Origin of the sequence: Psychrobacillus mangrovi (assembly GCF_037104765.1) — a bacterium.
GTDB lineage: Bacteria > Bacillota > Bacilli > Bacillales_A > Planococcaceae > Psychrobacillus > Psychrobacillus mangrovi.
Map to the genome: position 1 here is coordinate 24411 of NZ_JBAWSY010000013.1, position 14112 is coordinate 38522.

Sequence of the window (14112 nt, forward strand, 5' to 3'; positions counted from 1 at the left end):
TTTTTTATGAAACAAAAGTACTTGTCGTGCGTCTAATAGTATAACGGTGAAGGGGGGAGTCAATTGAAGAGAATTGGTATACTTATTGTTTTTATTTTATTGCTTCAAGCTTGTACAGAGACTAAAATACCAGTGAAGGAACAAGTAAAGACACCGATTACGGAAGAAGTTTCTGTCCCAGAAAATACTTCACCATCACTTACTAAAGAAATACCTTCCATTTCAATGGCTTCCTCAAGCTTTCACAGTGTGATAGGTTGGCTATCTAATGATGATATTGCTTTTGTGCTAATGGATAAAGGACAATGGACGGTTCAATCGTATTCCGTTTCTCATGATACTTGGAAGGTTATTTACACTTCATCCCTACCCATTATTCAAGCTTCTATACATCCTAACAAAGAATTGATATTATTACATACCTCTAATAATTCTTCTTCAGCAGAAGTGCAGATTATACATAAGAATGGTTATTTAGTACAAAGTTTAACTTTTGAATCAGATGAATTATACATGGATTGGCACCCAACAAATCAAGATTTGATTGTATTTACGACGTTTTATGAGGATTGGACCTTCAATACATTTGTTTATGATGGTTCTACTCAAAAGCTACAAGCGATTGAAGTAGAAAATCCATTCGTTAAGTGGTATGATGAAGAACATTTGATGGTGTTTAGAGGGTCAGAGAGCAGTCTAGATGGATATGAATTAATGTTGTATTCTATTCAAGACAAGTCCCTGAAAGAAACAGGGATAACTCATTTAGTGGATGTTCAAAATTTAGGTGAAAGCTTGTTGTATATTCAAATAAATGAACCTAAAAATATATATGAGTATCGCTTGCAAGATAAGCTCGAAAATTTCATTGAGTGGACTTCCCCTGCTATTAGCAATTATTCTGAATGGGTTATTCCAACCATTTCAATTGTAAATACAGATGAATTATTTATTATTAAACCAATCCAAGCCGGAAATATAGATGAGATTGAGCAAAAGGGAGTTCTTTCATTTTTTTCAATGGAAGGTGAGCAAGAGTTAGGGGAAATATCGACTCAACCGATTGATTGCGCACCAAACAGAGAAACCTGCCTTGCAGGATATGAGAAGGATCATTGGATTCAAATAAAGCCCTTCGAAGAACAACGTTGGTTACAATTAAAGGAATAGAAAAAAGCTGCTGTACAACTTGTACAACAGCTTTTTTCATAACGTTTTAATGTAGGCTTGGTGGAAAACCTTGGTTCACAATTGTCATGACAGTAAAGAAGCCAAAAACAGCAAATGTACCAAAGTTAAATAGAACTCCTAGCACATTCTTTTCTTTGAAAGCTTGGATAGTGCCGATTACAGCTAAAACTGTAACGAGTCCGAAAATAACCATTAATAAGTTCATGAAAGACACTCCTCTCGACATCAGAAAATGAATGTCGCTATACATATTCCTCTTCTATTGTAATTGTATTCCCCTTTTTTGTCGAGTGAAAAAAGTGGCGAATCATTGAACAACGATTTAGAAACGATTAAAATAGGGAAGAGGTGATTGTTATATTAAATGTAAGATCTTATCCATTAGGGTATATTCAAACAAACTGTTATATCGTATCAAACGCTGCCAAACGATCCTTAATCTTTGATCCTGGTGGAGATCCAGAAAAGCTAATAAATGAACTGAAACGACTGAATGTAAAGCCGGTCGCTATCTTGTTAACGCACGCTCATTTTGATCATATAGGTGCGGTAGATCCAATAAGAGATACATTTTCCATTCCTGTGTATATACATAATGCCGAAAAGAAATGGTTGATGGATCCCGCTAAAAACGGTTCTGGCAAATATGCTGAAATCCCATCTATTACTTGTAAAGAAGCAGATGTGATTTTATCAAACGAGTCAAATTTAAAGATAGATGATTTTTCCTTTAAAGTTTTTCACACGCCGGGCCATTCACCAGGTAGTTTAACGTATTATTTTGAAAATGATTCTTTTGCAATCGTAGGCGATACACTTTTTCAAAATAGTGTGGGAAGAACGGATCTTCCAGGAGGAAACAACGCAGAACTAATGAAGTCCATTCATACAAAATTATTAACCTTGCCGGAAACAACAATTTTATATCCTGGTCATGGTCCTGAGACTACACCAGAGGATGAAATGGAATCAAATCCATTTTTAAATGGTTTTTGACCATAATAAAAGCAGCTCATTAAATGAGCTGCTTTTTTCTGGACAAATATTAATGTCCAGCCCCTGGTACGTGAATAAACGTTGTATAGTATGTAAAACCAGCGAAGAAGAACATTAGGTAAGCTCCAAAGATGTACATATACATACGTTCAGAAAGGTTTAAAAACCCTAAAAGAAGGAAAATCCCCGTATTTGCTAAAAATAGTAAAGAAGCTTCTGTCATATCACCTAAATAAAACATAACTGCAAAAATCCCTGTCCAGAAAGCCATTACTTTATACATATTGCCCATTTGTAGTCCCTCCTTTTGCAACGACACAAATATTCTCATATTCATTATAAATGAAAGTGTTCGCGCATGTAAACCGTATTAAATATTTCTTCTTTGTATTCCACTTTATTTTGTCACAAATATGTTCCATTTATAAGTTTTTAAAAGAAGAAACTTTGAGTGTCACATGCTCGTACATTAATTCCCATTATAAAACTTCTATGTGATATAAGCAATTTTGACATTGATCTTGGATGCTATCTAATTGAACAAAATCATTTGTGGGAAATAATGCGTCAAATTGGCCTCTTAAATAAGATTCATGTAAAGCGCAGATAAGTTCTGAGTGATTTTTCATATGATTTTTGTACGGACAATTATAAATGCTAAACGTAATCACTTTTTTATGATTTTCTTCTTGTATAGAAGGTAAATAACCGATGGATGTAGTATTCTCGGTTAAAATATTTATTTTTTCTTCAAAGGTACATGTAGAAGAGAAGTTATTCATTAATCGTTTACCGTGTACATATGCCATTTCTTTTCCTTTTAAGATCGCTTCCTCTCCAAGAGAGCTTACAAGTTCAATTAACCACTGTAAGAGAAGATGATCCTCTTGTTTTGGAAAGCTTAAATATACCGGGTTTTCTGCAAGGTTATAGATTCTTGCGGGTCTACCTCCTTTTCTGTTCTTAATCAACTCGGAACGCAATAGTTTGGAATCATCTAGTTTTGAAAGGTGCATTCTTGCTACGTTTGGATGAATGCCAAATTGATCAGCAATATCTTGTACCGAAACTACTTTTCGTTCTTTTACAATATATTGATAAATAGAATACCTTGTTTCATCTGCTAATGTACTTGTAAGCTGTAATGTTTTCGGCATCTTTTTCCCTCTTTTCTGCTTGTTGTCTATTATTATAATAAATATTTTGAATTTACCAAAGGAGTTTCACCATTTTGATTTAATTATTAGAAAATTCTATAATATATCTTTCTTTTTAATATATTTCAAAGTATACTTGTTTTGTACAAGCTGTTTGCGGTCACAACTTGTATACTGGAGAAAGGAAAGATGCATGCAACAATTAGAAAATATGATTGAACAAAAATGTTTTCAGCTACTAAAGAAAGCCCATAGTTTTGGTGCTTCAGATTTGCACATGATTCCAAATGAAGAGAATTATTTTTACTACTTTAAGAAAAATTCTCAAATGTTTGAAGCAGGGAAGCTTCCCCTGAACATGGGCGAACGGTTTATTTCATTCTTCAAATTTTTATCCTCTCTTGATATCAGCGAAAAAAGAAAGCCACAAAGTGGTTCCTTTCATCAAATTTTTAACTCTCAAAAGTTTTCATTTCGTGTTTCCACCTTACCATCTATTTTCGGAAGAGAGTCATTAGTTATACGACTTCAACAACACGATAATGCAAAACTATTACATTCCTTATCCCTATTTCAAGATGCTTCTGAGAAAATAGTGGAGCTTGCTTCTAACCGTCAAGGATTAGTTCTTTTTGTTGGTCCTACTGGTTCTGGCAAATCCACAACCATGTATTCACTCACTAAGTATTGTTCAGAAAATTTAAATCGACATGTTATCTCACTTGAAGACCCTGTTGAAAATAGTCAATCTCATTTATTACAGATTCAAGTAAATGAACGCTCTGGTGTAACATATGCTGCTGGATTAAAAGCTATATTAAGGCATTCACCGGACGTTATTATGATTGGAGAGATAAGAGATGAAGATACGGCTAAAGCTGCAATCCAAGCAGCTTTGACCGGGCACCTTGTCGTTTCCACCATTCATGCAAAAAATGCAGTAGGCTCTTTATATCGATTAATGGATCTTGGTGTTGTTTTTCACCATCCTAAGCGAAAGCTCATAATCCTTGGCAAATCGTTCAACTCCTTGGCACAAACATCTCTTGAATCCCTTGGTATGCCTGGATTCTGTATCAGATTGTTAGGCGAAGGCAATTTCAATATAGATAGAAGAAAAAAACCAAATCAAAGTTAGGCGACAGAAGACTAATTGTGCAGAATGCTAGGCGACACACAAATCAAAGGTTGGCGATAGAAGACTAATTGTGCAGGATTCATGGCGACAGAAGAATAATTGAGCAAATATACTTGACGTTGCCCCGTTTTTTTTGAAAGAATCTTTATACTCTGCCGACTTATTCTTTTATGTTATTAGAAAGCCAACATGGGTTATTAAAACACAAAACGACGAAAAATTAAAGTAATTCTGATTAATATATTGCAAAGTGAAATAATAACAACGTCTAATGGATATGTGATATATATAGACATTCTTTTCACCGATGCATTCAAATACTGAACTACGAAGTATACCTTTCCGCTCTTTTGAATTATTTGAAACAAGAGGATTAATCCTTTCTTTTTCCACAATTTTTTTATGAAGATACCTATTAATAGAGATGACTACTAAGGGAAGGGGCAATAAGACAAAAAGTTACCAACATTTTTTAAAAATTGGTCACAAAGAATTATCAAAGGGTTGAAAAAGAGAAATTAAATTACAACATATTGTGTTTGATGTTCTTTGACTTTACTATATGTTGTGTAATATAATGTGTATAAGAACATGCTTTCCCTTTTGATTCCTGTTTAAAAATTTAAAATAGAAAGGAATAATTTATGATTGAAACATTCGGAAAAAATGGTTTAGTGGATGATTTGTTACAACGTGTTGGTGAAAAGTTACAGATAAGTAAAACGCAAAGGGAACTTGCCGAAGATCGTTATAAAGCGGTTGGAACTTGGCTCTCGAAAGATGAAGATCTATTTAATGGAGCAGAGATAAACATCTACCCACAAGGTTCACTAAGTATTGGCACAACTGTAAAACCGCTATCAAAACAAGAATACGATCTTGACTTGGTATGTGAAATTGCTGAGTCCTGTGAAGGTAAGGATCCAATTGAGTTGTTAAATAGGATTGAACAAAGATTAAAAGATAACGAGATTTATAAGGATAAGGTGGAACGAAAAAACCGTTGTATACGCCTTAATTACGCAAATGAATTCCATTTGGATATATTACCAGCGCATCCTGCAAACCCTGGTGCTGATACATGTGTAAAGGTTCCTGACCGTAAAGCAGAGGACTGGAAAGATAGTAACCCAAAAGGTTATACCGCTTGGTTAAATAACCGTTCTATTTTAGTGGAAAAATCCTTCGAAGCTCGAGCAGATATTGAACCACTACCTAACGATGAAGGTGTTGAAAGAAAAGCACCGCTTAAAAGAGCTGTTCAATTAATCAAGCGATACCGAGATATTTATTTTGAAGAAGATCCCGATTCAGCACCAATCAGTATTGTTTTAACGACTCTGGCTGGACAAGTATATGGAGGACAAGTTTCTGTCAATGAGACAATAACACACGTATTAGATCAAATTCAGGTCCTGGTTTCAAAAAGCGATACAAGGTTAGTTGTATTAAATCCGTCAAACGATAAGGAAGATTTGAGCGAAAGATGGGATGGAAAACCTGAATTATATCATTCATTTATAAAATTCATCAAAGATTTTAAAATAAACTGGGAGCAATTGAACGAGTTACAGGGACTGCATGTAATAGCTGATAAGTTAAAGCAAATGTTCGGTGAGAATGTAACGAACCAAGCATTCAAAGAACAGGCCGCACATTTAGAAAAATCAAGAAATAACAAAGTACTAGGAGTAGTTGGTTCGGGTTTACTGGTTGCAGCAACAACAAAAAAAGCAGTTGCAATGGAGAGAAACACGTTTTATGGCGAAAAAGAAGATTCCATATAAAAAGTTGTTTTTACCACTAGCTGAACAAATTGTTGCAATGGAAAATGATTTTCCTGATTTTATTGCAGAATGGAATAAAAACGTAGTGACTTGGACAGGCAACCTCCAACCAACACAATTAAGCAAAAAATACACTGTACGTATTGTTTATTCTTTAGGTATGGATCAACCAGATGTAACGGTACTTTCTCCTGTCCTTGTAAAAAGGGGAGATGAAAGCATACCCCATGTGTATCCAGGGAACAAGCTGTGTCTTTTTCAACCGAAAAAGAAAGAATGGACAAAAGAAAAGTTGATTTCAAAAACAATTGTTCCTTGGACTTCACTGTGGTTATATTACTATGAACTATGGCATGCAACAGGGGAATGGCTTGGTGGAGGAGAACATCCGAATAAGAAAAAAGGGAAGAAATATTTTTAAAGAGGAGAGATTGCTCTGTCGGTATCATATATTCCAGGTAAGGTGAAAATGAGGTTGTGGGGTAAAGCTGGCGGTAGATGTCAATATGAAGGCTGCAATGAACCATTATGGTTAGACTCATTAACTCAATTCGAGTTTAACACAGCATATATCGCACATATTATTGGTGATAAACCTAAGGGCCCACGAGGACATGAAACACTTTCTGAACAACTTGCATCAGATATAACCAATTTAATGCTTATGTGTGATGAACACCATAGATTAATCGATATAGAAGATGAAAAAGGTCACCCAGTTGACCGTTTAATAGAAATGAAGCGAAAACACGAAATTAGAATAGAAATGGTAACTTCTATAAAAGAAGACATGAAAAGCCATGTTCTTCTGTACGATGCTAATATCGGAAATCATTCTTCTCGGATTAATTGGAGCAACACAACCGATGCAATGTTGCCTCTCAGATATCCAGCAGAAAAGCCAGCGATTGAATTGGGTTTACGCAATAGTTCTTTTTACGATAGCAATGAATTCTATTGGAAATTAGAAAGCGATCATCTTAAAAATCAATTTAATGACAAAGTAAATAGAAGGATAGCTTTAGGCGATATAGATCATTTATCGGTATTTGCATTTGCTCCACAGCCTTTACTTATTCTCTTAGGAACATTAATATCAGATATTTATCCTACTGACGTTTACCAATTACACAGGGAACCCCAAAATTGGAAATGGCAAGGTGAACCTGACGATTTTGATTATATAGTAATTGAACCAGAAACCATTCATGAAAAAGTTGCATTAAATCTATCGCTAAGTGCAACGATTGACAACAGTCGTATTACTAATGTACTTGGGGAGGACACCTCGATTTGGACAATAACCATCCCTTCACCATCTAGAGATTTTTTAAAAGGAAAAAACCAATTAAGTAAGTTTCGTGTTTTAATGAGAGAATTGTTTAATAAAATTAAGTTAACACACGGTGAAGATAGTGTTATTCACGTTTTCCCTGCTACATCTGTTTCAACAGCAGTTGAATTAGGTCGTGTATGGATGCCGAAAGCTGATTTGCCACTTTCGTTATACGACGAAAATAAAAAAGTTGGTGGGTTTCAATATACGTTTTCGATAGGTGATATTAAGTCCGATATGATGATAGTTTAGTAAATCTTTCATACAACAGGGTGATATAAAGCATAGGGAGAAGCTGTTAATTATTAGTTGCTTATCCTTCTGCTTTTTTTGGTTAATCGGAAAATAACTCATTCTTTATCCTTTGCGAACAGCCAACTTTAAAACATCACTGGGTACTGCAAAAACCCTGTGATATAGGTTTTATTATTGGTTGCGTTATTACAGTAAAGTTTAATAATTCAAATTTACAAGTATTATTATAAGAACAAAATGAGCTTTGAGGAAAACTCACAGCTCATTTTTTTTGATAATGTGAATTAGGACGAGTATGGTTGCCCAATGAAGATTTAGCACTTTCGTTATTCGAAGAAAATAAAAAAATGGTGGGTTTCCATATACGTTTTGATAGGTGATATTAAGTCCGATAATTAACGGAAAGCATTTGGATAGCATCTACTATAATAGAACATTAAGCAAGAAAAAGTTGCTAATTGTTAGCGGCTTTTTTGGTTTTTAAATAAGTATTTTTTAACGATACTATGTAATTGTATATTACCTGAAGGATAATTTGTAATAAATTCATTTTTTGTGGGGAGGGAAGCCTGAGTCAGCAACATTATCTTGACAGCAATCAAAAAGAAAAAAGGGTTCCTGAAAGTTGTTTGTGAATGTTATATATGAACTATAACGTTCTAATTTTTAATTGAATACAATGATAAAAATACAAATGCTAAAAAAGTTAAACAAATTATTTCACCTTATGAATTAATTAATAGAATGACATCATTTTTGGAAAAGAGTATACTAATAGTAGAATCTACCAATACATACAAATCATTAAGTTCGAAAGACTTTATTGATAGGAGGAACCAATGACCATTCTAGATGTGATTGAAGCAAAAAAGAAACTAAAGACCATAGTCTATGTAGATTATGATAATGTGCTAGAAAGATTTTCTGCGCTTGGTGTTACGATCAATCAAGTAACTTTCTTCGAAACAATTAAAGCAAAACTTACAGAAGAAGGTCTATATGTCTGCGATATAGTGGCGTATGCCAACTTTGAGAAATCGGAACTGTTTAACGTATCTCATCAGACGCAACTCCGCCATAAAGGGATCTTGACGAAGCATTGTTCTAGCGATGGGAAAAACTCGGGAGACTTAGAGATGACAGTCGATGTCTTAGTCGATCTATATAAAGAACCAACCGTGGATGCATTTGTTATTGTCTCCAATGACCGTGATTTCATTCCGCTACTCCGAGCAGTAAAAAAAGAAGATAAGATGGCAATCCTCTCTTGTTCTGAAAAAGGAATAAACAAAACTATCGCTAACTATGCCGACTTCGTGCTTTATTTCGAAACAATTTTCACCTTCCCTGAAAAATCATTGATCGAAGGAACATCCATCGAAAAAGCTGGAAAAATAAATGTAGACGCAATATCCGATGAAGACAGATCAAAAGCACAGACCGTGGTGGAAATGCTTTATAAATCAAACTTTTGGCGGACCTACGAAAAAGACAACAGCAGCCCTGTGAAACTTCAAGGATATGCGATCCTGGTGGCAAAACATATCAACGAGTTAAAAGACGATGTGATCCGTTATTTCGAAATTGCACACTCCATAGGGATGATCGAGTTGTTTATAGATCCTGCAACCGAACAGGTATGTATAAAAAGTGCGTAACAACATAAAATAGTAACGTACCGTTGACAAATGGCACATTTTTGAATATAATGTGTATACAAAGTAATTACACACAGTTAGACACACAGATTTACACACAGGTATACACAAAGGTTTACACACAGTTTGACATTATCGAGAAACGGACTCATTCATTTGGGTCCGTTTTTCTTTTTCCATTTATTTTTCGCATCCGATCAAACCTACAAATAATACAACTAACACTTGAGGAATCGATTCGATCAGCTTTTGGGTGTTTGTGCTTCGAACCAATTTATAACTTTTTTTACTATTATAGATAAAATACATATAAATAAAATAACTCTTAGGATTGCGGATTTCGTAAGGTAATAATCTATATTCTCTGCATTTCTCTCAAAGGTATACGAAAAAATGTTAACGTTAATCAATAAGAAGAAAGAGCGGTAGTTCTTTTTTTATGCTATAAAGATGAAAAGAAGTGCACGCTGGGAATCCGACCATAGAAGATCGTATTGTACAACAGAGCGTAGTTAATGTTGTCCAACCAAATATTGAAGATCAACTTTTCCGTAGCTGGGTAAGTGGGATAATCATGAAGGAGGAATCAAATGAAGAGATTTTTATTTATTTTCTTTTCCACAGTAGTTATTGGAATGATTTTTTATCTAGGAATGGATTATCAAGTGGGTTTGAGGGAAAAAGCGGCGATAACATTTAATTTAATGCCTTATATAATATTTGCGAGTATTTTTCCTGTATTTATTGGGTTGTTGTTACGGCTTCCTAAACTAATTGTAGAAATTAAGGATAAAAAGCAATGGTCATTTGATTGGATTAAGCTCTTCACAATTGGAATACCGTCTCTATATATCGCAATGATACCAATTCTTGCTGCTTCTTACGGAACGAATTTGTTATTTTCAAAAGCGTATCTGCTGATAGGGGATACTCATTTACATCAATAGCTGGTATTGTATTTGGTTATGTTTTGTTAGACAGCCTAAAAAGAAAAATTCTTCAACCAACAAAGTGAGTTAATTAAAGTTATGAGGAAATTCTAAGTAATTAAAACTTCCACGATTTATTATATAAAAAAAACGCTGGTGCACATCATTAGCGTTTTTTTAGGTTACTTTAAAAAATAGGATTAAAAGTTATAAAAGTGCTTAAAATCATAGGAAATTCTTCTTGCTCTATTGTATGATAACTGAACATTTCGATTAATATAAATAATTCCTTTTAAAATATAATGTAATAATTTACAATTAGATTATAAAATAACAGGAAGTAGGAGTAGTATGAATGTGGCTTTTATCCATCTCAGTGATATTCATTTTAAAGATCACGAGAATTATTTGTTAGAGAAAAAAGAACAATTGTTGAATGCAATAAAATCGACGCTGTATGATGTTGAAAAAGTATTTGTTGTCATTACAGGGGATATTGCTTTTTCAGGACAAAGTGGTCAGTTTGATTATGGTTTGGATCTCATAAATGAAGTTCACCAAGTAATTGAAGATACAATTCCAAATAATGTAGAAATAATAACCATCCCTGGAAACCATGACTGTGACTTCTCTAAGGAAGATCCATTGAGAGATTTGGTTCTATCCCAGTCAATTGAAAGCGTTAAGGATGAATTTATTGAGATAGCCTGCAAACCATTAACAAAATATTTTGAGCTAGAACAACTATTTCTATCCGATGAATCTATTAGATACAATGATGTTTTGTTTAAACAACTTTCTTTCCAGGTTAACTCCCATAAGATTATTTTCAACTGTCTCAATACAGCATGGTGTTCCAAGCGACATGAACAAGCAGCCCAAATGTTTTATCCTATACATAAATACGGTCCATTTTTGAAAGAGAGCGCGGATATATCCATTACATTGTTACATCATCCCACACACTGGTTGGAGCCAAATAATAGAAGAGAAGTCGAGGCTATATTGCGCCAAAACAGCGACCTCATATTATCAGGGCATGAACATACTAGCACTAACACAAGTATCAATGATTTTAGAAGCAACACAACCATTTATTTTGAGGGCGGTGCATTACAGACAGATTCTTTGCAAGAAAGTAGTTTTTCCATTTTCAAGGTAAACCTTAGTAATCAAAATCTTGTGAAAGAAGGGTACACGTGGAACGAGGATTACTATAAAAAGAACATAGAAATTAATTCTTCAGTTGTGCAGCTTAAAAAGACTTCAAAGTCGAACCAATTTCAAATCACCGATAATTTTTCTGAATGGTTATGCGACATGGGCATACCTCTTAAGCATCCTAGAATCACTTCTGCTATAAAACTTGATGAATTTTACGTATTCCCAGATGCACAGGTTATTAACTATGAAACACGAAAAGAAAATGAAGGTAAAAATATTATTAATCTAAAGGAAATATTGGAGTGGAAAGACGATAAGAAAATATTGCTTATCGGGAATGAAAACTATGGAAAAACCTCGTTTTGTAAAATTATTTTCAACAATGCTTGGTCAAAAGGTTACATCCCTGTTTATCTTACTGGCAAAATGTTAGATCAGACGGATATAACTACAACATTAAAAACAATCAACAGAGAGTTTTTAAAGCAGTACGTAAAAGATGACCCAGATCAATTCGAACAACTCCCAAAGAATAAGGTTTTACTTATAATAGATGATTTTGATAGTACACGGCTTCAGGCAAAACATCAGAGTACTCTATTAGAAAAATTGAACAATGTATTTCCAAACATTTTAATGACAGGAAAAGAAGTCCTAAAATTTAATCATCTATTGAGCGAGGAAAATAATCCGCATCTCAGCAACTACCTTCATCTTGAACTTAAAGCATTTGGTCATGAACGCAGAGGAGAAATAATTGAGAGATGGATACGGATAGGGGAATCTCCTACCTCAAGCGAATCAGAATTAGTCAAGGATATAGACGAGTGTGAAACAGTGTTACGAAAGGTCATCGGGACGAACTTTGTTCCATCATTACCCTTTTTCATTCTGACCATATTACAATCTAGAGAATCAAAGGAAAGTAATTTGTCTGAAAGCGCATTTGGTTACTATTATGAATTTCTAATCGCACAGTCAATGCATAGGTTAAAAATAAAAAATGATGACATGGACACTTACTATAACTATCTGTCACAATTAGCTTATTTTTTATTTACCCAAAAGGAAACTGAAATAAATAGAAGTCAAATGATTCAATTTCACCATGACTATTGCAATGAATACGATATCAAAGTTGAGTTTGGGGAATTCGAGAAAAAAATGATTGATGCTCAAATGCTTGTCAAATCTAGTAATATATATAGTTTTAAGTATAAGTATCTGTACTATTTTTTTACTGCCCGATACCTATCAAAAGAGCTTCAAACAAATCAAGAGGCTATAAAAAGTTTAATAGGGGAGATGTGTTCTAAACTATATATCGAGGAGTATGCGAATATCGTCATGTTTTTATCTCATCTTTCTAAACATCCATTTATTTTAAATGGTGTTTATGAGAATGCAAAAATCATTCTGAACGAATTTGCCCCATCCAAGCTGGAGGAAGAGATAGAGTTCCTAAACAAAATGATAATTGAAATTCCTGTAATCGTAATGGATGATAAGCGTGACGTATTGGAACAAAGAAAAGAGAGAAGGCGTGCCCTGGATGAGGTGGAGTTAAGTAAACAGGAGATTACAAGCACCAATCATGACATCTCTTTAGAGGAAGACTACGAAGCATTTGATATTATTTCGAAAATCAATTGGGCTACTAAAACCTTAGAAATAATGGGTCAAATCCTGAAAAACTATTATGGATCCACTCGCGCGGATGCGAAGTTGCAGCTTGGTCAGGAGGCTTATTTATTGAGCATGCGTGCGCTAAATTCATTCCTAATAACATTTGATGAAAACAGGGAATCCATTATTTCAGAGATTGAACAAATATTGACGGAGAAGGATATTACGAGTCCAGATAGGGCAGCAAGCACAGCCCGTAACTTTTTACTAAACATCATAACTGCCTTAACAAAATTTTTCGTTAAAAAGGTTTCCTATTCACTAGGAACGATGAATTTGGAAGAAACATATCAAAAAATATTGATAAACAACGCTACAAATGCGGTTAGACTGATTGACATTGCAATTAAACTAGATCACGACGATGCCATTCCATTTAAAGATATGGAAGATTTCTTAAAAGGATTAAAAAACAACTCGAACATTTTTGCGGAAAACATACTTAGAAATTTAGCAGTAGATCACATGTATATGTTCCCAATAGGCTATAAAGACAGGCAAAAACTTTCTTCCCTCTTATCAATAAATCAAAAGAAGTCACAAACTCTGCAAATAAATTCAAGACAAAATTAGTTTGAATTCCTGAAAAGTATATTTTGGGTTTGGAAAAGTACCAATATTATTGGACTAATGAGGGGTCAAAGAAGGTTTTACTCGTATTAAGTGGATAGTATGTGTGGCACTGTGGTCGTTTAAAGATAACTGAACATATTCGCAATAAAATTGGAACTTAGAGACCATAACGAAACTAAAGACCTGGATGATGACTTATTTTTGAAATGTATATATTTCAGCACAAATAAGGAGAGTGTGTT

General features: G+C 34.1%; 12 protein-coding genes. 9 read left to right on the forward strand and 3 right to left on the reverse strand.

Annotation, left to right across the window (positions count from 1 at the left end; genetic code table 11):
- Window positions 1-63: 63 nt before the first annotated feature.
- The gene (locus WAX74_RS14995; protein ID WP_336498477.1) at window positions 64-1170 is read left to right on the forward strand and encodes a YqgU-like beta propeller domain-containing protein; all 1107 of its coding nucleotides are present in this window, start codon (window positions 64-66) and stop codon (window positions 1168-1170) included.
- A gap of 46 nt (window positions 1171-1216) precedes the next feature.
- On the opposite strand, the gene WAX74_RS15000 is transcribed toward WAX74_RS14995, so the two are convergent.
- Entirely contained in the window at window positions 1217-1396 is a 180-nt protein-coding gene (locus tag WAX74_RS15000) for a DUF2759 domain-containing protein (protein ID WP_336498478.1), read from the reverse strand.
- Between the two features lie 152 nt (window positions 1397-1548).
- On the opposite strand from WAX74_RS15000, the gene WAX74_RS15005 reads away from it, so the two are divergent.
- Window positions 1549-2187, forward strand: coding sequence for an MBL fold metallo-hydrolase (locus WAX74_RS15005; RefSeq protein ID WP_336498536.1), 639 nt, complete (start codon window positions 1549-1551; stop codon window positions 2185-2187).
- A 49-nt stretch (window positions 2188-2236) separates the two neighbouring features.
- Here WAX74_RS15005 and WAX74_RS15010 read toward each other — a convergent pair whose 3' ends face one another.
- Window positions 2237-2479, reverse strand: coding sequence for a DUF2626 domain-containing protein (locus tag WAX74_RS15010; protein ID WP_053588888.1), 243 nt, complete (start codon window positions 2477-2479; stop codon window positions 2237-2239).
- A gap of 187 nt (window positions 2480-2666) precedes the next feature.
- Window positions 2667-3344 carry a helix-turn-helix transcriptional regulator gene (locus tag WAX74_RS15015; RefSeq protein ID WP_336498479.1) on the reverse strand — a complete coding sequence of 226 codons (678 nt, stop codon included), beginning with the start codon at window positions 3342-3344 and terminating at the stop codon, window positions 2667-2669.
- A gap of 211 nt (window positions 3345-3555) precedes the next feature.
- Here WAX74_RS15015 and comGA point away from each other — a divergent pair, with 211 nt between their 5' ends.
- The 7 genes from comGA to WAX74_RS15050 all read left to right on the forward strand — a co-directional run bounded on the left by comGA (window position 3556) and on the right by WAX74_RS15050 (window position 13870).
- Window positions 3556-4482, forward strand: a complete 927-nt coding sequence (gene comGA, locus WAX74_RS15020; protein ID WP_413788978.1) for a competence type IV pilus ATPase ComGA — start codon at window positions 3556-3558, stop codon at window positions 4480-4482.
- Window positions 4483-5126: 644 nt separating this feature from the next.
- Window positions 5127-6269, forward strand: a complete 1143-nt coding sequence (locus tag WAX74_RS15025) for a nucleotidyltransferase domain-containing protein (protein WP_336498481.1) — start codon at window positions 5127-5129, stop codon at window positions 6267-6269.
- On the forward strand, window positions 6244-6690 hold the full coding sequence (locus WAX74_RS15030; protein ID WP_336498482.1) for a hypothetical protein: 447 nt from the start codon (window positions 6244-6246) through the stop codon (window positions 6688-6690). Before WAX74_RS15025 ends, WAX74_RS15030 begins: the two co-directional genes overlap by 26 nt.
- Window positions 6691-6738: 48 nt before the next feature.
- Window positions 6739-7857 (forward strand): SAVED domain-containing protein, encoded by a 1119-nt coding sequence (locus WAX74_RS15035; RefSeq protein WP_336498483.1) that lies wholly within the window; start codon window positions 6739-6741, stop codon window positions 7855-7857.
- An 842-nt stretch (window positions 7858-8699) separates the two neighbouring features.
- Window positions 8700-9518: an NYN domain-containing protein gene (locus WAX74_RS15040; RefSeq protein ID WP_336498484.1), complete on the forward strand. Its 819-nt coding sequence runs from the start codon at window positions 8700-8702 to the stop codon at window positions 9516-9518.
- 590 nt (window positions 9519-10108) lie between these two features.
- Window positions 10109-10465 (forward strand): hypothetical protein, encoded by a 357-nt coding sequence (locus WAX74_RS15045; protein ID WP_336498485.1) that lies wholly within the window; start codon window positions 10109-10111, stop codon window positions 10463-10465.
- Window positions 10466-10804: 339 nt separating this feature from the next.
- Window positions 10805-13870 carry a metallophosphoesterase gene (locus tag WAX74_RS15050; RefSeq protein WP_336498487.1) on the forward strand — a complete coding sequence of 1022 codons (3066 nt, stop codon included), beginning with the start codon at window positions 10805-10807 and terminating at the stop codon, window positions 13868-13870.
- Window positions 13871-14112: the final 242 nt, after the last annotated feature.